The sequence below is a fragment of the Corallococcus sp. CA054B genome (assembly GCF_003611625.1).
GTDB classification, from domain to species: Bacteria; Myxococcota; Myxococcia; order Myxococcales; family Myxococcaceae; genus Corallococcus; species Corallococcus coralloides.
In genome coordinates this window covers 1-26,769 of the sequence record NZ_RAVY01000136.1, presented here as the reverse complement: position 1 = coordinate 26,769, position 26,769 = coordinate 1, and the positions used below count along the sequence as shown (strand labels likewise).

Annotated in this window: 2 protein-coding genes; both read right to left on the bottom strand. The window is 69.7% G+C overall.

Annotation, left to right across the window (positions count from 1 at the left end; all coding sequences use genetic code 11):
- A partial coding sequence (locus D7V80_RS27810) for a non-ribosomal peptide synthase/polyketide synthase (protein ID WP_120591034.1) occupies positions 1-25,979 on the bottom strand: 25,979 nt, incomplete at its 3' end.
- A gap of 416 nt (positions 25,980-26,395) precedes the next feature.
- The coding region (locus D7V80_RS41900; protein WP_158616711.1) for a hypothetical protein at positions 26,396-26,769 on the bottom strand (374 nt) is incomplete at its 5' end.

The following is a 26,769-nucleotide window of genomic DNA, read 5'->3' as shown; positions in this document are numbered from 1 at the left end:
GGAGCGCCGGAGAGCTTCCTCTCCCAGTAGGCCATTTCCTGCCGCAGCGTCTCACCCGAGAGCGTGCGGCGCTGCCAGTCCGCGTAGTCCGCGTACTGCACGGGAAGCGCAGGCAGGGGCGACGGCTCCCCGGCGGAGAAGGCCGCATAGAGGGCCGAGACTTCCCGCACCAGCACGCCCAGCGACCAACCGTCAGAGACGATGTGATGCATCGTGACGACGAGGACGTGCTCACGCTCGGAGAGTTTGAAGAGCAGCGTGCGGAGGAGCGGCCCGGTGCGCAAGTCGAAGGGCCGGCGCATCTCCTGTTCCACCTGGCTCCGAGCCTCGGACTCTCGCTGCGCCTCCGGCACGCCCGTGAGGTCCACGAGCCCCAGGGGCAGCGGACTGTCGGAGTGGATGCGTTGGACTGGCTCTCCGCCCACCTGGGTGAAGGTGGTGCGCAGGGCTTCGTGTCGGCGCACGACTTCCTGAAGCGCACGCTCCAAGACGTCCGTGCGCAGGTGGCCCTCCAGCCGGACGGCGACGGGCACGTTGTAGAGCGGGCTGCCTGGTTCGAGCTGATCAATGAGCCACAGCCGCTGCTGCGCGAAGGACAGTGGCAGCGGACCGTCATGCGAGACGCGGGTGAGCCGCGAAGTGCTGGTGCGGGTCAGCCCTGTCAGACGACTCGCGAGCGCCTCCACGGTAGGGGACTCGAAGAGCGCGCGCAGGGGGAGTTCCAAGTTGAACTCCGCGCGGACTCTCGACACGACCTGGGTGGCCAGGAGTGAGTGCCCACCCAGCTCGAAGAATGAGTCCTTCACTCCGACCTGGGGCAGGCGCAGGACTTCCGCCCAGATGGAGGCCAGCTTCGCTTCGACCTCCGTGCGAGGCGCTTCGTAGGTGCTGCCTGACTGAGGCGCTTCCGGTTCCGGCAGGGCCTTTCGGTCGACCTTGCCGTTGGAGTTGAGGGGTAGGGCGTCCAGCACCACGAAGGTGGCGGGCACCATGTACTCAGGGAGGCCCTGACGCAGCTGGGCCTTGAGGGCTTCCACCTCCAGCGAGGCCTCGGCCTTGGGCGTGACGTAGGCGACCAGCCGCTTGTCGGCGGCTTCCCCCTTGGCGACGACGACGGCGTCCTTGAGGCCCGGGGCACGACGGAGGGCGGCTTCGATTTCGCCCAGTTCGATGCGGAAGCCACGCACCTTCACCTGGAAGTCGATGCGGCCGAGGTACTCCAGGCGCCCGTCCAGGCGGTAACGGACGCGGTCACCCGTGCGGTACATGCGGCCGCCCGGAGGGCCGTAGGGCTCCGGCACGAAGCGCTCCGCGGTGAGTTCCGGACGCAGCAGGTAGCCGCGAGCCTGGCCTTCACCCGCGAGGTACAGCTCGCCTGCGACACCGACGGGCACCGGCTGCAACGACGCATCCAGCACGTAGGCGCGCGTCGCGGGGAGTGGGCGGCCGATGAGGGGCACCTCGTCACGACTGACAAGGGATGCCGTGGAGTAGGTGGTGTCCTCGGACGGGCCGTAGAGGTTGAAGAGCTTCTGCACCGTCGGGACGGCGTAGACCTGCTTGGCGAGCGTCTCCGGCAGGGCTTCGCCCGCGAGGTTGATGACTCGCACCGAGGGAGGCACCGCGCCCAGGCGCAGCAGTTGCGCCATGGCGGAGGGCACGGTGTTGACGAGGGTGACGTGAGCGGCCGTTGGAAGCTCCGCCAGGTGCAGGGCGTTGCGAGCCACCACCACCGCACCGCCACTGCTCAACGGCGCGAAGAGTTCGAAGACGGAGAGGTCGAAGTTGAGGCTCGTCGCCGCAAGCGTCCCCTTCAACTCCTCGGCGGAGAACGTAGCGAGCGCCCAGTGAAGGAACGTCACGGCATTGCCATGGGAGATGGCGACGCCCTTGGGCCGGCCGGTGCTGCCAGAGGTGTAGATGAGGTAGGCGAGATTGCCCGGGTGGATGTCCACCACAGGAGCCGTCGTCGGCTGCTTCGCCAGCTCCGCATCCGAGTCGAGGCACACCGGCGTGGCGCTGGTTTCAGGCAGAGCCTGCAAGAGATGCGAGTGGGCGACGAGGGCAGGGCCTTGGGCGTCCTCCAGCAGCCAGCCCAAGCGCTCGCGCGGGTAGCTGGGATCCAACGGCACGTAGGCACCACCGGCCTTGAGGATGCCGAGGACTCCGATGACGAGATCCTCGGTGCGCTCGACGCACAGGCCGACACGAACCTCGGGCCCGACACCCAGTCCGCGCAGGCGGTGGGCGAGTTGGTTCGCCTTCGCGTCCAGCTCCCGGTACGTCAGCTGCCGCTCGGGCGTGATGACGGCCACGGCCTCCGGCGTGCGGTGCGCCTGGGCCTCGACCATCGCGGGGATGCTGGGGGCCTGCGGCACCAGCGAGGCAGGGGAATTCCATTCGACGAGGAGCTGCTGGCGCTCGGAGTCGTTGAGCAGTGGCAGGTCGCCGAGCCTCGTGTCCGGCTTCTTCGCGATGGCCTCCAGCAACACACCGAAGTGTCCGGCCATGCGCTGGATGGTCGCCGCATCGAACAGGTCTGTCGCGTACTCCAGCGTACCGACGAATCCATCCCGGCCTTCACGCAGGCCCAGGGAGAGATCGAACTTGGCGAAGTGTGCTTCCAGCGGCAGGGCCTGGAAGGACAAGCCCGGCAGACGCAGTGCTTCATTCGGCGTGTTCTGCAGGACGAACATGGCCTGGAAGAGCGGGCTGCGGCTCAGGTCACGCGTGGGCTGCACGGCTTCCACGAGCTTCTCGAACGGCAGGTGCTGGTGCTCGAAGGCCGCGAAGGTCGTGCCACGCACCTGGGTGAGCAGCTCACGGAACGTCGCGCGTGGATTCAGCTGGGCACGCAGGACGAGCGTGTTGATGAAGAAGCCGATGAGGCCTTCGGTCTCAGCCTGGGTGCGGCCGGCGATGGGCGTGCCCACGCTGATGTCATCCTGCGCGGAGTAGCGCGACAGCAGCACCTGGAACGCCGCCAGCAGCGTCATGAAGGGCGTGGCGCCCTCTCGCTGTGCCAGGGCCTTGAGCGCGCGGGAGACGTTCTCCGGGATGCGCACCTCCACCGTGGCGCCCCGGTGCGACTGTACGGGCGGACGCGGATGGTCCGTGGGCAAGTCCAACGCAGCGGGCGCTCCGGAGAGCTGCTGCTTCCAGTAGTGGCTCTGCGCGTCCAGGGCTTCCCCCTGGAGCCAGTTCCGCTGCCACGCCGCGAAGTCCGCGTACTGCACGGACAGAGGCGCGAAAGCCGGCGTGCTGTTCGTGGAGAAGGCCTCGTAGAAGGCCACCATCTCCCGGACGAGGACGCCCATGGACCAGCCGTCGGAGACGATGTGGTGCATCGTCACGAGCAGCAGGTGTGAGTCCTCGGCCAGCCGCACCAGCGTGCTGCGCAGCAGCGGTCCCGTGGCGAGGTCGAACGGCCGTCGCGCTTCCTCGTTGGCCAGTCGCCGCGCCTCTTCTTCCCGGAGGGCATCATGCCGAGTGGAGAGGTCCACGAGCGACAGCGTCCATCCGCTGGGCGCGTGGACGGTCTGGATGGGCTGGTCCTGGTGCGCGTGGAAGGTGGTGCGCAGGGCGTCGTGACGGGCAACGAGTGCCTCGAAGGCACGGCGCAGGGCTTCCACGTCCAATTGGCCTGAGAGCTGGAGCGCGGTGGGGATGTTGTACGACGCGTCCCCAGGCTGGAGCTGATCCAGCAGCCACAGCCGCTGCTGGGCGAAGGACAGTGGCAGCGGGCCGTCATGCGAGACACGGGTGAGTTTCGGGGCCTGGGAACTCGCGCTCCCGTGCAGCCGCCCGGCGAGTGCCTCCACGGTGGGGGACTCGAAGAGCGCGCGCAGGGGGAGTTCCACGTTGAACTCGGCGCGCACGCGGGACACCACCTGCGTGGCCAGCAGTGAGTGGCCACCCAGTTCGAAGAAGGAGTCCTTCACGCCCACCTGGGGCAAACGGAGGACCTCCGCCCAGATGGCGGCCAGCTTCGCTTCGACCTCCGTGCGAGGCGCTTCGTAGGTGCTGCCGGACTGAGGCGCTTCCGGCTCCGGCAGGGCTTTGCGGTCCACCTTGCCGTTGGCGTTGAGAGGCAGGGCGTCCAGCACCACGAAGGTGGCGGGCACCATGTACTCGGGGAGGCCCTGACGCAGGTGCGCCTTGAGGGCTTCCACCTCCAGCGAGGCCTCGGCCTTGGGCGTGACGTAGGCGACCAGCCGCTTGTCGGCGGCTTCCCCCTTGGCGACGACGACGGCGTCCTTGAGGCCCGGGGCACGACGGAGGGCGGCTTCGATTTCGCCCAGTTCGATGCGGAAGCCACGCACCTTCACCTGGAAGTCGATGCGGCCGAGGTACTCCAGGCGCCCGTCCACGCGGTAACGGACACGGTCGCCCGTGCGGTACATGCGGCCACCCGGAGGTCCGTAGAGTTCGGGGAGGAAGCGCTCCGCGGTGAGTTCCGGGCGCAGCAGGTAGCCGCGAGACTGGCCTTCGCCCGCGAGGTACAGCTCACCGGCCACACCCACGGGCACCGGCTGCAACGAAGCGTCCAGCACGTAGGCGCGCGTCGCGCGCAGAGGCCGGCCAATGAGAGGCACCTCGTCACGGCCGACGAGTGAAGCGGTGGAGTAGGTGGTGTCCTCTGAAGGACCGTAGAGGTTGAAGAGCTTCTGCACCGTCGGGACGCTGTACACCTGCTTGGCGAGCGTCTCGGGCAAGGCCTCACCGGCGAGGTTGATGACGCGCACGGAAGGCGGCACCGCGCCCAGGCGCAGCAGCTGTGCCATGGCGGAAGGCACGGTGTTGACGAGGGTGACGTGGGAGGCCGTCGGCAGCTCCGCCAGATGCAGGGCGTTGCGAGCCACCACCACTGCACCACCACTGCTCAACGGCGCGAAGAGTTCGAAGACGGAGAGGTCGAAGTTCAGGCTCGTCGCAGCGAGGGTGCCCTTCAACTCCTCGGGGGAGAAGGTCTCCAAAGCCCAGTGGAGGAAGGAGACGGCATTGCCGTGGGAGATGGCGACGCCCTTGGGCCGACCGGTGCTGCCGGAGGTGTAGATGAGGTAGGCAAGGTGGCCGGCGTGGATGTCCACGGTCGGAGCCGTCGTCGGCTGCTTCGCCAGCTCCGCGTCCGAGTCGAGGCACACCGGTGTGGCGCTGGTTTCGGGCAGTGCCGAGAGCAGGTGCGAATGCGCCACGAGGGCGGGGCCCTGGGCATCTTCGAGCAGCCAGCCGAGGCGCTCACGCGGGTAGCTGGGGTCCAACGGCACGTAGGCGCCACCGGCCTTGAGGATGCCGAGGGCACCGATGACGAGATCCTCGGTGCGCTCGACGCACAGGCCAACACGGACTTCGGGCCCGACGCCCAGGCCTCGCAGACGGTGCGCGAGCTGGTTGGCCTTCGCGTCCAGTTCCCGGTACGTCAGCTGCCGCTCGGGCGTGATGACGGCCAGTGCGTCCGGCGTGCGACGCACCTGGGCTTCCACCATCGCGGAGATGCTGGACTCACGCGGCGCCTGCGCGGCAGGAGGATTCCACTCGACGAGGAGTTGCTGGCGCTCCATGTCGGTGAGCAGTGGCAGGTCACCCAGTCGGGTGTCTGGCTTCTTGGCAATAGCCTCCAGTAGCACGCCGAAGTGTCCGGCCATGCGCTGGATGGTCGCCGCGTCGAACAGGTCTGTCGCGTACTCCAGCGTACCGACGAATCCATCCCGGCCTTCACGCAGGCCCAGGGACAGGTCGAACTTGGCGAAGTGCGCTTCCTGCGGCAGGGAGTTGAAGGACAGGCCCGGCAGTCGCAGCGCCTCGGTGGGCGTGTTCTGCAGGACGAACATGGCCTGGAAGAGGGGGCTGCGGCTCAAGTCGCGCGTGGGCTGCACGGCTTCCACGAGCTTCTCGAAGGGCAGGTGCTGATGGTCGTAGGCCGCGAGCGTCGTGCCTCGCACCTGGGTCAGCAGCTCGCGGAACGTCGTGCGCGGGTTGAGCTGTGCGCGCAGGACGAGCGTGTTGATGAAGAAGCCGATGAGGCCTTCGGTCTCCGCCTGCGTGCGGCCCGCGATGGGTGAACCCACGCTGACGTCATCCTGCGCGGAGTAGCGGGACAGCAGCACCTGGAACGCCGCCAGCAGCGTCATGAACGGAGTGGCGCCTTCTCGCTGTGAGAGGGCCTTGAGGGCATCCGCGATGTGTATGGGAATCCGCACCTCCACCGTGGCGCCACGGTGCGACTGCACGGGCGGGCGCGGGTGGTCCGTGGGCAGCTCCAACGCCGCGGGCGCTCCGGCAAGCTGCTGCTTCCAGTAGTGGATCTGCGCGTCCAGCGCCTTCCCCTGGAGCCAGTTCCGCTGCCACGCCGCGAAGTCCGCGTACTGCACGGGCAGGGGCGGGAGCGAAGGGGACTGGCCTGTCGAGAAGGCCGCGTAGAAGGTCGCCACTTCCCGGACGAGGACGCCCATGGACCAGCCATCGGAGACGATGTGATGCATCGTCACCAGCAACAGGTGTGAGTCCTCGGCCAACCGCACCAACGTGCTGCGCAGCAGCGGACCCCTGGCGAGGTTGAACGGCCTCCGCGCTTCCTCGTCGGCCATCCGCCGCGCTTCTTCTTCCCGGAGTGCTTCAGGCCGGGTGGAGAGGTCCACGAGCGGCAGCGTCCAACCGCCGGGCGCGTGGATGGTCTGGATGGGCTGGTCCTGGTGCTCGTGGAAGGTGGTGCGCAGGGCCTCGTGGCGCTGGACGAGCGCTTCGAAGGCGCGGCGCAGCGACTCCACGTCCAACTGTCCCGAGAACTGGAGCGCGGTGGGGATGTTGTACGACGCGTCCCCAGGCTGGAGCTGATCCAACAGCCACAGGCGCTGCTGCGCGAAGGACAACGGCCGCGGGCCTTCCGCGTGCGTCTGGGTGAGCGCGGGCGGGTGGAGGTTCGGCGTGGCCGTCTGGAGCCGCTCCGCGAGCGTGGCGACCGTGGGGGATTCGAAGAGGGCCCGCAGTGGCAGCTCCACGCGGAACGTGGCGCGCACGCGGGAGACGAGCTGGGTGGCCAGCAGCGAGTGGCCTCCGAGCGCGAAGAAGTCGTCGTGGATGCCCACTCGCTCCACGCGCAGCACCTGCATGAAGAGGGCTGCGAGCTGCTCCTCGGTGGGCGTGCGCGGCGCGACGTAGGTGGAGTCGCGCGCGGTGCCCTGGGGCGCGGGCAGGGCCTTGCGGTCCACCTTGCCGTTGGTGTTGAGCGGCAGGGCCTCCAGCACGAGGAGCGCGGAGGGCACCATGTACTCGGGCAGGTGCTGCTTGAGGAAGGTGCGCACCTCGGTGGAGTCCAGGGACTCTCCCGCCTCGGGGACGAGATAGGCGACGAGCCGCTTGTCTCCGGGCACGTCCTCGCGGGCGAGGACAACGGCTTGATGCACGGCGGGGTGTCCCAGCAGGCAGGATTCGATTTCACCCAGCTCGATGCGGAAGCCGCGCACCTTCACCTGGAAGTCTGCACGGCCCAGGTAGTCGAGCATGCCGTCCGCGCGCCAGCGCACCACGTCGCCAGTGCGGTAGAGGCGTGCACCGGGCGTGGAGGAGAAGGCGTCGGGGATGAAGCGGTCCGCCGTCAGTTCCGGACGGTTGAGGTAGCCGCGCGCGACGCCCTCACCGCCAATGAAGAGCTCACCGGCGACGCCAATGGGAACGGGACGCAGCGTGCGGTCCAGCACGTAGACGCGCACATTGGGCAGGGGCCTGCCGATGGTGGGAGAGGGAGAAGCGTCGAAGGCGCAGGCGGTGGCGTCGACGGTGCACTCGGTGGGGCCGTAGACGTTGAAGACGTGCGGGCGCGGGGCCTGGGCGAGGTGGCGCCAGGTGGCCGGGTCCACGGCTTCACCGCCCACGAGGACGCGGCGGGGGATGGCCTTGCGCTCCAGCAGCCCTTCATCCACCAGCAGGCGCAGGTGCGCGGGAGAGCAGTCGAGGACGTCCAGTGAGTCCTTCTCGATGCGATTCACCAACTCGGCCACGTCGGCGCGCGCTTCGTCGGGGACGATGCAGAGGGTATGGCCGTCGAGCACCTGGATGAGCTGCTTGACGGAGGCGTCGAAGGAGAGCGGCGCGTTGACACTGACGCGCTCTGCCGGCTGGGCATCCGCGTGCACCGTAGACGCGAGCGCGACGCGCAGGTTGAGCACGGAGCGGTGCTGAATCATCACGCCCTTGGGGCGGCCGGTGCTGCCGGAGGTGTAGATGATGTAGGCGAGGTGCTCCGGCGTGACGGACGTCACCGGAGCGTCCCGGGACTCAAGAGCAAGCTCCGCGGCGTCGGAGTCCAGGCAGAGGGTGTGGGCGGAGTGCGGGGGCAGCGAGTCGCGCAGGCGCTGCTGGGTGAGGACGACGGGAGCGCCCGTGTCGGTGAGGACATGGGCGAGCCACTCGCGGGGGTAGCTGGGGTCGATGGGGACGTAGGCGCCACCGGCCTTTAGGGCGCCGAGGATGCCGACGAAGGCCTCCACGGAGCGCTCCACGCACAGCACGACGCGCACGTCAGGGCCGACGCCCAGCTTCACCAGCCGGTGGGCGAGCTGATTGGCGCGCGTGTCCAGCTCACGGAAGGTGAGCTGCTCTTCACGGCAGATGACGGCCAGCGCGTCGGGCGTGCGAAGGGCCTGGGCGCTGAAGGCTTCATGGAGGCAGAGGTCGCGAGGGAACTCAGCGCTGGGGCCGTTCCAATCCACGAGGAGCTGCTGGCGCTCCGAAGCGGTGAGCAGGGGCAGGCTCGCGAGCGTCGAATCCGGCTGGGCGGCGATGGCCTCCAGCAGAACGCCCAGGTGGCTCACCATGCGCTGGACCGTCGAGACCTCGAAGAGGTCCGTCGCGTACGTCAGCAGCCCGACGAAGCCCTGGGGCGACTCGCCGAGGGTGAGCGTGAGATCGAACTTGGAGGACCGGGTGTCCACCGGGACGCTCTGGAAGGACAGGCCGGATACGCGGAGCGCTTCGGTGGGCGCGTTCTGCAGGGAGAACATCGCCTGGAAGAGCGCACTGCGGCTCAGGTCGCGCGAGGGCTGGAGGACCTCCACCAGCTTCTCGAACGGCAGGTGCTGATGCTCGTAGGCCGCGAGCGTCGTGCGGCGCACCTGCGCGAGGAATTCACGGAAGGTCGCCTGCGGCTGCACGTGGGCTCGCAGCACCAACGTGTTGACGAAGAAGCCGATGAGGCCCTCGGTCTCCGCCTGCGTGCGGCCCGCGATGGGCGTGCCCACGCTGATGTCGTCCTGCGTGGAGTAGCGCGACAGGAGCAGCTGCCAGGCCGCCAGCAGCAGCATGAAGGGCGTGGCGCCTTCATCCTGGGCCAGCGCCTTCAGGGCCTTGGAGACCTCCAACGAGACGCTCACGTCCACCGTGGCGCCCCGGCGCGACTGCACCGGCGGACGCGGGTGGTCCGTGGGCAGGTCCAGCGCGGAAGGTGCCCCACCGAGCTGCTTCTTCCAGTAGCCCAGCTGCGCGTCCAGGGCCTCGCCCTGGAGCCAGCCTCGCTGCCACATGGCGAAGTCCGAGTACTGCACGGGCAGCGGCGGGAGCGAAGGCCACTGGCCCGTGACGAAGGCTTCGTAGAAGGCCGCCACTTCCCGGACGAGCACGCCCATGGACCAGCCGTCGGAGACGATGTGGTGCATCGTCACCAGCAACAGGTGCGAGTCCTGTCCCAGCCGCACCAGCGTGCTTCGCAGCAACGGGCCCGTGGAGAGGTCGAAGGCGCGCCGTGCCTCCGTGGCCGCCGCGCGCTGGGCCTCCTCCTCCCGCTGCGACTCAGGCAGGGACGTCAGGTCGATGAGAGGCAGCTCCCAGCCGGAGGGCTCCTGGATGCATTGCGACGGCTCCTCCTGCGACGTGGAGAGCGTGGTGCGCAGCGATTCGTGGCGCTCCACCAGCGCTTCGAAGGCGCGGCGCAACGACTCCAGGTCCACCTGTCCCATCAGCCGGAGCGCCGAGGGGATGTTGTACGAGATGTCTCCCGGCTGGAGCTGATCCAACAGCCACAGTCGCTGCTGGGCGAAGGACAGCGGAATGGCGCCTTCGCGCGGCATGGGCCGCAGGGGCGGTGCACGCAGCCCGGCGGACCGGGCTTCCTCCAGCTTCGGTGCGAGCCCTTCGACCGTGGGCGCTTCGAAGAGGGCCCGCAGCGGCAGCTCCACACGGAAGGTGGAGCGCACGCGCGAGACGAGCTGGGTGGCCAACAGCGAGTGGCCTCCCATGGCGAAGAAGTCGTCCCGCACGCCGATGCGCTCCACGCGGAGGACCTCGGCGAAGAGCGCAGCCAGCTGCTCCTCGGTGGCGGTGCGTGGCGCGACGAAGACGGTGCTCCGAGGCGTGTTCCCCGGCTCCGGCAGGGCCTTCCTGTCCACCTTTCCGTTGGCGTTGATGGGCAGTGCGTCCAGCACCACGAAGGCCGACGGCACCATGTACTCCGGCAACCGCTGCTTGAGGCCTGCCCGGAGCGTGTCCGGGGTCGGGGAATGGCCCGCGCGCGCGGTGACGTAGCCGATGAGGCGCTTGTCCGCGCCGGTGCCTCGCGCCACGACGACCGCTTCATTGACGCCAGCGGCGGAGCGCAGCGCGGTCTCGATTTCGCCCAGCTCGATGCGGAAGCCACGCACCTTCACCTGGAAGTCGACACGGCCCAGGAAGTCGAGCGTGCCGTCCTCCCGCCAGCGGGCCTGGTCGCCCGTGCGGTAGAGGCGCTCGCCGGGGTTGGTGGCGAAGGGGTGGGGGATGAAGCGCTCCGCGGTCAGGTCCGGGCGGTGCAGGTAGCCCCAGGCCAGGCCCTGGCCGCCGACGTACACCTCGCCGGCAATGCCCACGGGCACCGGGTGCAGGTGCGCGTCGAGCACGTAGACGGTGGAGTTGGAGGGCGGCCGGCCGACGGGGATGGCGCCTTCCACGCGCGAGCCATGTCCCATGGCGAAGGTGGTGGCGAGGGTGGTGCTCTCCGTGGGGCCGTAGGCGTTGTGGAAGCTGGCGCCCTCGGGGATACGCGCCAGGTGCTCACGCACGCGGTCCGCGGGCAGCACATCGCCACCCGAGAGAATCTGGCGCACGCCCGCGAGCGCTTCACCGTGGTGCAGGGCCATCTGCTCGAAGAGCGCGGTCGTCAGGAACAGCGTCGTCACGCCGTGGTGGCGCAACAGCGCGGCCAGCTCCTCCAGCGACAGCGAGTGGGGCGGAGCGAGGACGAGCTTCGAGCCATTCAGCAGCGCGCCCCAGATTTCGAGCGTGGAGGCGTCGAAGGCGGTGGGGGCGACATGGAGCCAGACCTCGTCCGCGCCGAAGCGCATGAAGGTGCTGCCGACCACCATTCGCGTGATGCCCCGGTGCGGAATGCAGACGCCCTTGGGGCGGCCGGTGCTCCCGGAGGTGAACATCACGTAGGCCATGGCCTCGCCGTCCACTCGGACGTCGGGCGCGTGGGTGGGCCGCATGGCGATGACGTCACGCTGAGCATCCAGCCAGACGCGGGTGCCGCTGGCGGGCAGCAGTGACGCGAAGGGCTGGTGGGTGACGATGAAGTGGACGTCCGCGTCCTCCAGCAGGGATGCGATGCGCTCCACGGGCGCGTTGCGGTCCACGGGGACGTAGGTGGCCCCCACCTTGAGGATGGCGAGGAGCGCCGCCACCAGCTCGAAGGACCTCTCGACGGCGAGACCGACCCGTGCACCCGGCGCGATGCCGAGCTCGCGCAGGTGGTGAGCCAGCTGGTTCGCGCGCGCGTCCAGCTGGGCATAGGTCAGCGAGGCCTCTCCCATGACGAGGGCGACGGCGTCGGGCGCGCGCTGCGCCTGCCGGGCGAAGTGGACATGGACGGGGATGTCCGTGGGGCTGGCGACGGTGGTGTCGTTCCACTCCACGAGGATGCGCTGCCGCTCCTCATGGGAGAGGAGGGACAGCCCGGACACGGACTGCTCGGGCCGGGCGGCCACGGCCTCCAGCAGCGTGAGCAGGTGGCTGCCCATCCGCTCCACGGTGCCGCGTTTGAAGAGAGCGGTGCTGTACTCCAGCGAACCGACGAAGCCCTGGGGCGAGTCCTGCATCGCCAGGTTGAGGTCGAACTTGGCGGAGCGCCCTTCGGCGGTGAGCTGCTCGAAGGTGAGGTCACGAACGCGCAGCTCTCCCACCGGAGCGTTCTGGAGGGCGAACATCACCTGGAACAGCGGGCTGCGGCTCGCGTCCCGCACGGGCTGGAGGGCTTCCACCAGCTTCTCGAACGGCAGGTGCTGGTGTTCGTAGGCAGCCAGCGTCGTGTTTCGCACCTGGGCGAGCAACGTCCGGAAGGAGTCCTCCGGCGTTACACGTGTGCGCAGGACGAGCGTGTTGACGAAGAAGCCGATGAGGCCCTCGGACTCCGCTTGCGTGCGGCCGGCGATGGGGGAACCCACGGTGATGTCGTCCTGCGCGGAGTAGCGCGACAGGAGCACCTGGAACGCCGCGAGCAGCACCATGAAGGGGGTGGCGCCTTCACGCTGTGCCAGGGCCTTGAGTGCATCGGACGTCGCCTGGGGAATCCGGATGGAGATGGCCGCGCCCGCGTGGGACTGGATGGCCGGGCGCGGATGGTCGGTGGGCAGCTCCAGTGCGAATGCCGCGCCTGAGAGCTGCTGCTTCCAGTACCCCAGCTGCGCGTCCAGGGCCTCTCCCTGGAGCCATTGGCGCTGCCGCTCCGCGAAGTCCGCGTACTGCACCGGCAGCGGGGGCAGCGTGGGCGTCTGGCCGGAGGTGAAGGCCTCGTAGAAGGTGATCAGCTCGCGGACGAGCACGCCCATGGACCAGCCGTCGGAGACGATGTGGTGCATCGTCACCAGCAGGAAGTGGTCCTCCTGCGCCAGCCGCACCAGCGTCGTGCGCAGCAGCGGCCCTCGCTCCAGCTGGAAGGGCTGATTCGCTTCCCTGGTGAGTCGGCGCCAGGCCTCGGCTTCGCGCTGCGCGTCGGGCAGCGCGGACAGGTCCACGAGCGGCAGCGTCCACGCGTCCGGCGCGTGGATGTGTTGCGTGGCCTGGCCTTCGTGCTCATGGAAGGTGGTGCGCAGGGATTCGTGACGGGCGACCAGGGACTCGAAGGCGCGGCGCAGCGACGCCACATCCACCGGGCCTTTCAGCCGGAGCGCCGAGGGGATGTTGTACGACGCATCCCCCGGCGTGAGCTGGTCGAGGAACCAGAGGCGCTGCTGGGCGAAGGAGAGCGGGATGGCTCTCGTGCGTGACGAGGCCCGGAGCGCGGGAGCTCTCCGGGGCGCCGCGGGCTGTGCATCCGCGAGCTTCAGCGCGAGGGCGGCCACGGTCGGCGCGTCGAAGAGGGCGCGCAGGGGCAGTTCCAGCCCCAGCGTGGCCCGTACGCGCGAGACGAGCTGGGTGGCCAGCAGGGAGTGGCCTCCCATGGCGAAGAAGTCATCGTGGAGGCCCACCTGCTCCACCCGGAGGACTTCCGTGAAGAGGGCCGCCAGCTGCTTCTCGGTGGCGGTGCGCGGTGCGACGTAGGCGACGGCGCGCGTGGTCTCTTCCGGCTCCGGCAGGGCCTTGCGGTCCACCTTGCCGTTGGCGTTGAGGGGCAGTGCCTCCAGGACCAGGAGCGAGGCGGGCACCATGTACTCCGGCAGGCTCCGCCGGAGGTGAGCCTTGAGCGCGTCCGCGTCCAGCGACTGGCCTTCGCTCGCGGTGACGTAGCCGACGAGGCGCTTGTCCGCGTCCGCGCCCCGAGCCACGACGACCGCTTCGTTGACGCCAGCGGCGGAGCGCAGCGCGGTCTCGATTTCGCCCAGCTCGATGCGGAAGCCACGCACCTTCACCTGGAAGTCGACGCGGCCGAGGTACTCCAGCCGCCCGTCCACGCGGTAACGGACGCGGTCGCCCGTGCGGTACATGCGGCCGCCCGGAGGACCGTAGGGTTCGGGGAGGAAGCGCTCCGCGGTGAGCTCCGGACGCAGCAGGTAGCCACGCGCCTGGCCTTCACCGGCGAGGTACAGCTCACCTGCGACACCCACGGGCACGGGTTGGAGCGAAGCGTCCAGCACATAGGCGCGCGTCGCGGGGAGGGGCCTGCCGATGAGGGGCACCTCGTCACGGCCGACGAGGGAGGCCGTGGAATAGGTGGTGTCTTCGGACGGGCCGTAGAGGTTGAAGAGCTTCTGCACCGTCGGGACGGCGTAGACCTGCCTGGCGAGCGTCTCGGGCAGGGCTTCACCGGCGAGGTTGACGACACGCACGCTCGGAGGCACCGCGCCCATGCGCAGCAGCTGCGCCATGGCGGAGGGCACGGTGTTGACGAGGGTGACGTGAGAAGCCGTAGGCAGCTCCGCCAGGTGCAGGGCGTTGCGCGCCACCACCACCGCACCACCGCTGGAGAGCGGAGCGAAGAGCTCGAAGACGGAGAGGTCGAAGTTGAGGCTCGTCGCGGCGAGGGTGCCCTTCAGCTCCTCGGCAGAGAAGGTCTCCAAGGCCCAGTGGAGGAACGCCACCGCGTTGCCATGGGAGATGGCGACGCCCTTGGGCCGGCCGGTGCTGCCGGAGGTGTAGATGAGGTAGGCAAGGTGGCCGGCGTGGATGTCCACTGCGGGCGCAGTCGTCGGCTGCTTCGCCAGCTCCACGTCCGTGTCGAGGCACACCGGCGTGGCGGTGGCCTCCGGCAGGGCCTTCAAGAGATGCGAGTGGGCGACGAGCGCAGGGCCCCGGGCGTCTTCAAGCAACCAGCTCAGACGCTCACGCGGATAGCTGGGGTCCAGCGGCACGTAGGCGCCACCGGCCTTGAGGATGCCGAGGGCTCCGATGACGAGGTCCTCGGTGCGCTCGACGCACAGGCCGACGCGGACTTCGGGTCCGACCCCCAGTCCACGCAAGCGGTGCGCGAGCTGGTTCGCCTTCGCATCCAACTCCCGGTACGTCAGTCGCCGCTCGGGAGTGAGGACGGCCAGCGCGTCCGGCGTGCGACGCACCTGGGCTTCCACCATCGCGGGGATGCTGGACTCCTGGGGTACCTGCGAGGCAGGGGGATTCCACTCGACGAGGAGCTGCCGTCGCTCGTCGCTGGAGAGGAGGGACAGCTCGGACACGGACTGCTCGGGCCGGGCGGCCACGGCCTCCAGCAGCGTGAGCAGGTGGCTGCCCATCCGCTCGATGGTGCTCCGCTCGAAGAGGGCAGTGCTGTACTCCAGCGAACCGACGAAGCCCTGGGGCGAGTCCTGCATCGCCAGGTTGAGGTCGAACTTGGCGGAGCGCCCTTCGGTGGTGAGCTGCTCGAAGGTGAGGCCACGAACGCGCAGCTCTCCCACCGGAGCGTTCTGGAGGGCGAACATCACCTGGAACAGCGGGCTGCGGCTCGTGTCCCGCACGGGCTGGAGGGCTTCCACCAGCTTCTCGAACGGCAGGTGCTGGTGTTCGTAGGCAGCCAGCGTCGTGCCTCGCACCTGTGAGAGGAACTCACGGAAGGTCGACCGCGGCTGGACGTGAGCACGCAGGACGAGCGTGTTGACGAAGAAGCCGATGAGGCCCTCGGACTCCGCTTGCGTGCGGCCGGCGATGGGGGAACCCACGGTGATGTCGTCCTGCGCGGAGTAGCGCGACAGGAGCACCTGGAACGCCGCGAGCAGCACCATGAAGGGGGTGGCGCCTTCACGCTGCGCCAGGGCCTTGAGCGCATCGGACGTCGCCTGGGGAATCCGAACGGAGATGGCCGCGCCCGCGTGGGACTGGATGGCCGGACGCGGATGGTCGGTGGGCAGCTCCAGTGCGAATGCCGCGCCTGAGAGCTGCTGCTTCCAGTACCCCAGCTGCGCGTCCAGGGCCTCTCCCTGGAGCCATTGGCGCTGCCGCTCCGCGAAGTCCGCGTACTGCACCGGCAGCGGGGGCAGCGTGGGCGTCTGGCCGGAGGTGAAGGCCTCGTAGAAGGTGATCAGCTCGCGGACGAGCACGCCCATGGACCAGCCGTCGGAGACGATGTGGTGCATCGTCACCAGCAGGAAGTGCTCCTCCTCCGCCAGCCGCACCAGCGTCGTGCGCAGCAGCGGTCCTCGCTCCAGATGGAAGGGCTGATTCGCTTCCCTGGTGAGTCGGCGCCAGGCCTCGGCTTCGCGCTGCGCGTCGGGCAGCGCGGACAGGTCCACGAGCGGCAGCGTCCACGCGTCCGGCGCGTGGATGTGTTGCGTGGCCTGGCCTTCGTGCTCATGGAAGGTGGTGCGCAGGGATTCGTGACGGGCGACCAGGGACTCGAAGGCGCGGCGCAGCGACGCCACATCCACCGGGCCCTTCAGCCGGAGCGCCGAGGAAATGTTGTACGAAGCATCCCCCGGCGTGAGCTGATCCAGGAACCAGAGGCGCTGCTGGGCGAAGGAGAGCGGAATGGCTCCCGTGCGTGACGAGGCCCGGAGCGCGGGCGCGCCCCAGGCCGCCGTGGGCCGTGCATCCGCGAGCTTCAGCGCGAGGCCGGCCACGGTCGGCGCGTCGAAGAGGGCGCGCAGGGGCAGCTCCAGCCCCAGCGTGGCCCGTACGCGCGAGACGAGCTGGGTGGCCAGCAGGGAGTGGCCTCCCATGGCGAAGAAGTCATCGTGGAGGCCCACGCGCTCCACGCGCAGCACTTCCGCGAAGAGCGCAGCCAACTGCTTCTCGGTGGGGGTGCGCGGCGCGACGTAGGCGGCGCTCGAGGTCTCCTCTGGCTCCGGCAGGGCCTTGCGGTCCACCTTGCCGTTGGCGTTGAGGGGCAGTGCCTCCAGGACCAGGAGCGAGGCGGGCACCATGTACTCCGGCAGCCGCTGCCGCAGGTGGACCCGAAGCGCGTCGACGTCCAAGGCGTGACCTTCGTGCGCGGTGAGATATCCGATGAGGCGCTTGTCCGCGTCCGAGCCCCGGGCCACGACGACGGCCTCGTTGACGCCCGTGAAGGCGCGCAGGGCGGCTTCGATTTCACCCAGCTCGATGCGGAAGCCGCGCACCTTCACCTGGAAGTCGACGCGGCCCAGGAAGTCGAGCGTGCCGTCCTCCTTCCAGCGGGCCTTGTCGCCCGTGCGGTAGAGCCGCTCGCCCGGAGTGGAGGCGAAGGGGTGGGGGACGAAGCGCTCCGCGGTCAGGTCCGGGCGGTGCAGGTATCCCCACGCGAGGCCAGGGCCTCCCACGTACACCTCGCCCGCGACGCCCACGGGCACTGGATGCAGGTTCGCATCGAACACATAGGCGGTGGAGTTCGGGATGGGGCGGCCGATGGAGACGGGACCCTCCACTCGCGTGTCTCGGTGCAACGGCAGGGTGGTGGAGAAGGTCGTGTTCTCCGTCGGGCCGTAGGCGTGAATCAGCGTCGCGCCTTCGGGGAGCCGGGGGAGGTGCTCGCGCAGGCGCGACCAGGGCATCACGTCTCCGCCCGCGAGGACCTGGCGCACCTCCGCCAGAGCTTGGCCCTGATGCAGAGCCATCTGCTCGAAGAGGGCGGTGGTGAGCCACAGTGACGTCACACGGTGGCGGCGCAGTTGCTCGGCCAGTTCCTCCAGCGACAGGGCATGGGGCGGCGCGAGGACGAGCTTCGCGCCATGCAGCAGCGCGCCCCAGAGCTCCAGGGTGGATGCATCGAAGGCAACGGGGGCGAACTGGAGCCAGACTTCGTCGGGCCCGAAGCGCATGAAGGTGCTGCCGAGCACCAGGCGGGTGATGCCCCGGTGAGGCACGCTCACGCCCTTGGGACGGCCGGTGGAGCCCGAGGTGAACATCACGTAGGCGAGGGACTCGCCCTCCACGGAGACATCGGGCGCGTGCGTGGGCAGCGCGCTCAGGACGTCCTGCTGCGTGTCCAGCCAGACGCGGGTGCCAGAGGCCGGCAGCTTGGAGGCGAAGGGCTGATGCGTGAGCACCACGCCGACGTCCGCGTCCTCCAGGAGCATCGCGATGCGCTCCACGGGCGCATTGCGGTCCACGGGGACGAAGGCGGCCCCCACCTTGAGGATGGCGAGGAGGGCCGTCACCATCTCGAAGGAGCGCTCGATGGCGAGGCCCACGCGCGCGCCGGGAGCGATGCCAAGGCTGCGCAGGTGATGGGCCAGTTGGTTGGCTCGGGCTTCAAGCTGGGCGTACGTCAGCGTCGCGTCGCCCAGCACCAGAGCCACCGCGTCAGGCGTGCGCCAGGCCTGCTGGGAGAAGTGGACGTGGACGGGGACGTCCATGGGGCTGGGAACGGTGGTGTTGTTCCAGTCGACGAGGATGCGCTGGCGCTCCTCATGGGAGAGCAGCGGCAGGCCGGCCACGGGCTGCTCGGGCGTGGCGGCCACGGCCTCCAGCAGCGTGCGCAGATGGTGGGCCATCCGCTCGATGGTGCTCCGCTCGAAGAGGGCGGTGCTGTACTCCATCCAACCGGTGAACCCCTGAGGTGAATCCTGGAGCGTCAGGGTGAGGTCGAACTTGGCGGAGTGGCCCTCGGTGGTGACCTGCTGGAAGGTGAGCCCCGGAACGCGCAGCGCTTCTCCAGGGGCGTTCTGCAGGGCGAACATCACCTGGAACAACGGGCTGCGGCTCGCGTCGCGCACGGGCTGCACGGCTTCGACGAGCTTCTCGAAGGGCACGTGCTGATGTTCGTAGGCCGCGAGTGTCGTGCCTCGCACCTGGGCGAGCAGCTCCCGGAACGTGGTCCGGGGCTCCACGCGTGCGCGGAGCACGAGCGTGTTGACGAAGAAGCCGATGAGCCCTTCGGTTTCCGCCTGGGTGCGGCCCGCGATGGGCGAGCCCACGGTGATGTCGTCCTGCGCCGAGTAGCGCGCCAGGAGCACCTGGAACGCCGCGAGCAGCACCATGAAGGGCGTGGCACCCTCGCGTCCGGCCAGGGCCTTGAGGGCTTCGGACGTCTCCTGTGGAATCCGGACAGCGAGGGACGTGCCCGCGTAGGACTGGACGGACGGGCGCGGATGATCCGTGGGCAGCTCCAACGCGGCGGGAGCCCCCGCGAGCTGCTGCTTCCAGTAGCCCAACTGCGCGTCGAGCGTTTCGCCCTGGAGCCAGTCGCGCTGCCACGCCGCGAAGTCCGCGTACTGCACCGGCAGCGTGGGGAGCGCGGGCGTCTGGCTGGTGCTGAAGGCCTCGTAGAGGGCCACCAGCTCGCGGACGAGCACGCCCATGGACCAGCCATCGGAGACGATGTGGTGCATCGTCACGAGCAGCAGGTGCTCTTCCGCCGCCAGCCGCACGAGCGCGGTGCGCAGCAGCGGGCCGTGTCGCAGGTCGAACGGTTGACGCGCCTCCGCTTCGACCTTCCGCTGTGCTTCATCTTCGCGCCGCGCGTCGGGCAGCGTGGAGAGGTCGATGAGAGGCAACGCCCAGGTGCCGGGCGTGTGGATGTGCTGGGTGGCCTGTCCCTTGACTTCGTGGAAGGTGGTGCGCAGGGAGTCGTGACGGGCGACCAGGGACTCGAAGGCGCGGCGCAACGACTCCACGTCCACCGGGCCCGTCAGCCGGAGCGCCGTGGGGATGTTGTACGACGCGTCTCCCGGCGTGAGTTGGTCGAGGAACCAGAGGCGCTGCTGGGCGAAGGACAGGGGCCATGGGCCGTCCGCCCGGGTCCGGGTGAGCGGAGGGAGGCGCAGGCTCGGCGTCTGGGCTTTGAGGCGCTCGGCGAGCGCGGCCACCGTGGGGGCCTCGAAGAGGGCCCGGAGCGACAACTCCACGCGGAAGGTGGAGCGCACGCGGGAGACGAGCTGGGTGGCCAACAGCGAGTGGCCCCCAAGCGCGAAGAAGTCATCGTGGATGCCCACGCGCTCCACGCGCAGCACCTGCGTGAAGAGGGCCGCGAGCTGCTCCTCGGCGGGAGTGCGCGGCGCGACGTAGGTGGACTCGAGCGCGGCTGCCTGGGGTGCGGGCAGGGACTTGCGGTCCACCTTGCCGTTGGCGTTGAGCGGCAGGGCCTCCAGCACCAGGAACGTGGAGGGCCGCATGTGCTCCGGCAGGAGCTGCTTGAGCCAGTCCTTGAGGACGTCCGCCGTCAGTGCGGAGCCCGTGCCTTCCGTGGGCACCACGTACGCGACGAGCCGCTTGTCGCCGGGGCTGTCCTCGCGCGCCAGCACCACGGCGGCGTGCACCTGGGGATGCTTGAGGAGCGCGGCTTCAATTTCACCCAGCTCGATGCGGAAGCCGCGGACCTTCACCTGGAAGTCGGCGCGGCCCAGGTAGTCGAGCATGCCGTCCGCGCGCCAGCGGACCACGTCGCCCGTGCGGTAGAGGCGGGCACCGGGCGTGGAGGCGAAGGCATCCGGAATGAAGCGCTCCGCCGTCAGGTCCGGGCGGTTGAGGTAGCCGCGCGCGACGCCTTCGCCGCCGAGGAAGAGCTCGCCCGCGACGCCCACGGGCACCGGGCGCAGGGACTTGTCCAACACGTACGCGCGGACGTTGGACAGGGGCCGGCCGATGGTGGGCGTGGGGGAGGCGTCGAAGGCGCAGGCGGTGGCGTCGACGGTGCACTCGGTGGGGCCGTAGACGTTGAAGGCGCGCAGGCGTGGGTGCTGGGCCAGGCGGCTCCACGTGCCGGGGTCCACCGCCTCACCGCCCACCAGCGCGCGCCGGGGGAGGACGTCCTTCTCCAGCAGGCCTTCATCCACCAGCATGCGCAGGTGCGCGGGCGAACAATCGAGGACCTCCAGCGCGTCCTGCCCGATGCGCTTGACCAGCTCACCGGCATCCGCGCGGGCCTCTTCCGGGACGATGCAGAGGGTGTGGCCGTCGAGCACCTGGACGAGCTGCTGGACGGAGGCATCGAAGGACAGCGGGGCGTTGACGCTGACGCGCTCCGCTGCTCCCCGGCCCTGGTGCACGGTGCTGGCCAGCCCCTGCCGCAGGTTCATCACGGAGCGGTGCTGGATCATCACGCCCTTGGGACGGCCGGTGCTGCCGGAGGTGTAGATGATGTAGGCCAGGTGCTCGGCGGAGACGGCCACGCCGGGCGCTTCGCGGGACTCGGCCGTGAGCTCCTCCGCGTCCGGGTCGAGCAGGACGACGTGGGCCGTGTGCTGGGGAAGCACGTCGCGCAAGCGCCGCTGGGTGAGCACCACGGGCGCGCCGGTGTCGGAGAGGACGTGGGCGAGCCACTCGCGCGGGTAGCGGAAGTCGAGCGGCACATAGGCGCCGCCGGCCTTGTGGACGCCCAGGATGCCAACGAGCGCCTCCACGGAGCGCTCCACGCACAGCACGACGCGCACGTCGGGCCCGACGCCGAGCTTCACCAGCCGGTGCGCCAGTTGGTTGGCGCGCGCGTCCAGCTCCCGGAAGGAGAGCTGCTGGTCGCGGCAGATGACGGCCAGGGCCTCCGGCGTGCGAAGGGCTTGGGCCGTGAAGGCCTCGTGGAAGCAGGTGTCGCGAGCGAACTCCGCGTCCGTCCTGTTCCAGTCGACGAGGAGCTGCCGGCGCTCCGGAGCCGTGAGCAGGGGTAGGCCCGCGAGCGTCGCGTCCGGCTGCGCGGCGATGGCCTCCAGCAGGACGCCCAGGTGGACCACCATGCGCTGGACGGTCGATGCTTCGAAGAGATCGCTGCTGTACTCCAGCACGCCCATGAAGCCCTGAGGCGATTCCTGGAGCGTCAGGGACAGGTCGAACTTCGCGGAGTTCGATTCGAGCGGGAGCTGCTCGAAGGACAGACCCGGCACGCGCAGCGCATCCATGGGCGCGTTCTGCAGGGTGAACATCGCCTGGAAGAGCGCGCTGCGACTCAGGTCGCGCACGGGCTGGAGGACCTCCACCAGCTTCTCGAAGGGCAGGTGCTGGTGCTCGTAGGCCGCGAGCGTCGTGCCGCGCACCTGCGCCAGCAGCTCCCGGAAGGTCGCGCGGGGATCCACGTGAGCGCGCAGGACGAGTGTGTTGACGAAGAAGCCGATGAGGCCTTCGGTCTCCGCCTGGGTGCGGCCGGCGATGGGGGAACCCACGCTGATGTCGTCCTGGCCGGAGTAGCGCGACAGGAGCACCTGGAAGGCGGACAGCAGCAGCATGAAGGGCGTCGCGCCTTCTTGCCGGGCCAGGGCCTTGAGGGACTCGGACACGGGCAATGCGAGCCGCACGGGGACCGTCGCGCCCCGGTGCGACTGCACGGGCGGACGCGGGCGGTCCGTGGGCAGCTCCAGCGTGGCGGGAACCCCCGCGAGCTTCTCCTTCCAATAGGCGAGCTGGGTCTCCAGCGCATCGCCCTGGAGCCAGCCCTGCTGCCACACGGCGAAATCCGCGTACTGCACGGGCAGCGGCGCGAGCGTGGGCGCCTGAGCCACGTGGACCGCCGCGTACAGGGCAGTGAGCTCGCGGACGAGGACGCCCATGGACCAGCCGTCCGAGACGATGTGGTGCATCGTCACCAGCAGCAGGTGCTCCGCGTCACCCAGGCGCACCAGGGACGTGCGCAGGAGCGGGCCCGCTTCCAGGTCGAAGGGACGGTGGGCCTCCAGGTTCGCGAGGCGCCGCGCTTCTTCCTCCCGTTGAGGCTCGGGCAGGGAGGACACGTCGAGCAGGGAGAGCGTCCACGTCGAAGGCGCGTGGATGCTCTGGGCGGGCTGCCCCTGGTGCTGGACGAAGGTGGTGCGCAGCGTCTCATGCCGGGCGACGAGGGTCTCGAAGGCGCGGCGGAGGGACTCGACGTCCACGTGCCCCTTCAGCCGGAGGGCGGCGGGGATGTTGTAGGCGGCGTTGCCGGGCTGGAGTTGATCCAACAGCCACAGGCGCTGCTGGGCGAAGGACAGCGGAGGCGGGCCTTCGTGTGCGATGCGGGTGAGGGGCGGCAGTCGCGTGCCCGCCGCTGTGAGCTGGAGGCGTTCCGCGAGTGCCTCGATGGTGGGGGCCTCGAAGAGGGCGCGGAGGGGCAGCTCCACGTCCAGTGCCGCGCGGACACGGGCCACCAGCTGAGTGGCGAGCAGCGAGTGGCCCCCCAGCTCGAAGAAGTTGTCCGTGCGTCCCACGGTGGGGACGCGCAGCACTTCGCTCCACAGGGCCGCGAGCTGCTCCTCCAGTGGCGTCGCGGGAGCTTCGTAGGCGTGTGAGGCCCGGAGCACGCTCGCGTCCGGGGCGGGTAGGGCCTTGCGGTCCACCTTGCCGTTGGACGTCAGCGGCAGCGCGTCCATGGGGACGAAGGCAGCGGGCACCATGTACTCAGGCAGGTGCTGCTTGAGGTGCGCGCGGAGGGCCGTGACGTCGAGGGCGTCACCGACGACATAGGCCACCAACCGCTTGTCGCCCGGGGAATCCTCGCGGGCGAGCACGACGGCGTCCTTCACCGCGGGGGCGGCGCGCAGGGCATTCTCGACTTCGCCCAGCTCGATGCGGAAGCCGCGCACCTTCACCTGGGCGTCGATGCGGCCAACGAAGTCCAGTTGGCCATCCGCGCGCCAGCGCACCACATCGCCCGTGCGGTAGAGGCGAGCCCCCTCCTCACCGGAGAAGGCATCCGGCACGAAGCGCTCGGCGGTGAGGCCGGGCCGTCCTGCGTACCCACGCGCCACGCCGACGCCGCCAATGTGCAACTCACCGCGCACGCCCACGGGTACGGGCTGCCCGTGCGGGTCCAACACGTAGAGGCGCACGTTCGCCAGCGGCTTGCCGATGGAGGGCACGTTCCCATCCGCCACCACCTCGCCGAAGGTGGCGATGACGGTGGCTTCCGTCGGGCCGTACGTGTTGAGGAGCCGCCGTCCCGGGGCCCAGCGCGCGACGACATCCGCGGGCAGGGCTTCACCGCCGGAGATGACGGTGCGCACCTTGGGCAGCCCCTCGGAGGACGTGGCCGCCAGTGCCGCGGGGGTGAGGCTGACGACGCTCAGCTCCTGCTCACGTAGCAGCACGGGCAGCGGTGCGCCCGGCATCAGCTTCTCCAGCGGCGCGAGTACCAGCGTGGCGCCGTTGCAGAGGGTGGTGAAAATCTCCTCCACGGAGAGGTCGAAGCTGAGGCTGGCGAACTGCAACACGCGGCTGCCGGGGCCGATGCCGTAGGCCACCGCTTCATGGGTGACGAGGTTGGCCACGCTGCGGTGCTCCACCGCCGTGCCCTTGGGCGTACCCGTGCTGCCGGACGTGTAGAGCAGGTACGCCATGTTCGCCGGCGTCACGCCCGTAGCAGGCGCATCCGTCGGCTCCTGCGCCAGCGACTCGCGCTCCGTGTCCACGCAGAGCGCTTGGGCATGCAGCGCTTCGGGGAAGCGGTCCACCAGGGGCTGCTGGGTGACGAGCACCTGGGCCGCGCTGTCCTCCAGCATGAAGGCCAGGCGCTCTCGGGGCAGGAGCGGATCGACGGGCACCCAGGCACCACCGGCCTTCAGGATGCCAAGCAGACCGATGACGACGTCGAGGGAGCGCTCGACGCTGAGGGCGACGCGGACTTCGGGCCCCACGCCGCGACGGCGAAGCGCATGGGCAAGCTGATTGGCGCGCGCGTCCAGCTGCGCATACGTCAGGTGCGTCCCTTCGAAGACCGCGGCCACCGACTCCGGAGCGCGACGCACCTGCGCCTCGAAGAGCGAGTGCATGCACGCTTCGGGGAACGGCGCCCGCGTGGCATTCCACTCCACCAGCACCTGCTGCCGCTCCTCCCCCGCGAGCAACTGCAGTGACGACACGGGGGCGTCAGGCTGAGCGACGGCCTCCTGCAGGAGCACGCGGAGGTGCTCGGCCATGCGAGCAGCGGTGGAGGCAGTGAAGATGTCGGTGGTGTATTCGAGGTAGCCCTTGAGGCCGGCGTCCGTCTCCAGCACCTGGAGGGTGAGGTCGAACTTGGCGGAGAAGGTGTCGAGCTCCAGGGCCTCCAGCTTGACGCCTTCGACGGTGGCGGCGCCGCGGAAGGAGGCCTGGTAGGTGAGCATCACCTGGAAGAAGGGCGTACGGCCCGGGATGCGCTCCGGCTTCAACTCCTCCACGAGGCGCTCAATGGGGAGCTCCTGGTGCTCCTGGGCTCCGAGCACCGTCTCCCGCACCTGACGCAGCAGCGTGCGGAAGGACGCCGTGCCCGATACCCGCGTGCGAAGGACCTGGGCGTTGACGAAGAGGCCGATGAGGCCCTCCACCTCACCGCGTGTACGGCCCGCCATGGGCGAGCCAACGGTGACGTCCTCCTGGCCAGCGTAGCGGGCCATCAGCACCTGCCAGCCCGTCAGCAGCGCCATGTAGAGGGAGGCGCCTTCCTGCTGCGCCACGGCCTTCATCGCGTCCGTCAATTCGCGCGGCAGCAGCACGTCGTGCCGGGCGCCTCGGCCATCGCGGTTGGCGGGGCGGGGGAAGTCGGTGGGCAACTCCAGCGCGGAGGGCACTCCGGCCAGCTGGCGCTTCCAATAGTCGAGCTGCTTCTCCAGCCGGGGGCCCTGCATCCACTCGCGCTGCCAGACTCCGAAGTCCGCGTACTGGATGCCCAGCGGCGGCAGCGGCACTGCCTGTCCTCGCGCGAAGGCGCCGTAGAGGAGCGCCACCTCGCGCACCAGCAGCGTCATGGACCAGCCGTCGGAGATGATGTGGTGCACCACCACCACGAGCAGGTGCTCTCCCGGCGCCGACGTCAGCAGCAGCGCGCGCAGCAGCGGGCCCTTCGCGAGGTCGAAGGGCTGGGCCGCGGCTTCACGCGCCAGGCGCCAGGCCTCCTCCGGCGCCGAGCCCGTGAGGTCCTTGCGCTCCAGGGTGAGCACCGGCTCCGGAGACACCACCTGCACGGGGCCCGAAGCGTCCTCGCGGAAGGTGGTGCGCAGCACCTCATGACGGCGCACGACTTCGCGCAGCGCACGCTCCAGCACGGCCACGTCGAGTGCACCCTCCAGGCGCACCGCCATGGGCACGTTGAAGAGCGAGGTGCCGGGTTGCAGCTGATCAATGAACCAGAGGCGCTGCTGGGCGAAGGAGAGGGGCAGCGGACGCGAGCGGTCCTGCACCGGGATGAGGCCTTGGACGGAGTTGCCGGCGACGGCCTTCTGCGCGGCCACCTTCTTGAGCAACTCCGCGCGCTTCTCCGGTGAGAGGTTGGCGATCCGCTTCGACAGCTCGTGGCTCATCTCGTGTACTCCGCACTGGGGGACGCCACTGCGCACGAGCACCAGCCGGGCCGGTGGCACTCGTGAGAACTCCGGCGTGTGGCTGGTGCCGGATTTCCGCCCTGCGCCGCTCTCCCGGGAGAGGCGCGAGGGTGGGTCAAATTCATGCGGGTGAGATTATTCCGCCTATGCAGCCCCTGTCATGAGGGCGGATCAATACCCACTCGAATGAATTCAGGTATTTACTGGATTGTTCTGGTTCCCCGAAGCCAGGGAGGGAAGGACGTCAGGTGTCCTCTGGAGTGAGACCTGCTCCCGGCGTCTCCTCCATGCTCGAGGAGCGCGCAGGGGCCGGGTTTCACGCCTCGGAAGCGCCACGTGCCACCGTCGTGATGATCCACGACGGTGGGTCGCCTCGCTTCACTCCAACCCCGGAGTCAGCTCCCCGTGGCTTGCCCGGGCGCGGTACCGGAGACCCGCGCGAGCGCCTCTCGCAGGCGCTCGATGACGGATCCGAGGTGCGGGTCCTGCATCAGGGCATGGTGGCTACCGGGGACGTCATGCACCTCCAGGCCGCCGCGCACCAGGGGCTCCCATCCGCGGTGACGCGGAGTCCCGGCGGCGGCTTCGCTGGCGCTCAAGAGCAGGGCGGTGCCGTCGTACGGCTGGGGCACGTACTTCTCGTGGGCGAAGAGGTTGGCCCGGAAGACGTTGAAGAGGGCCCGCAGCTGAGCAGGGCCGGAGTGCGCGTCGAGGATGCGCGCCCGGAGCCCTTCCTGCAGCAGGTGGCCCAGCATCGCGTCGTCGTCCT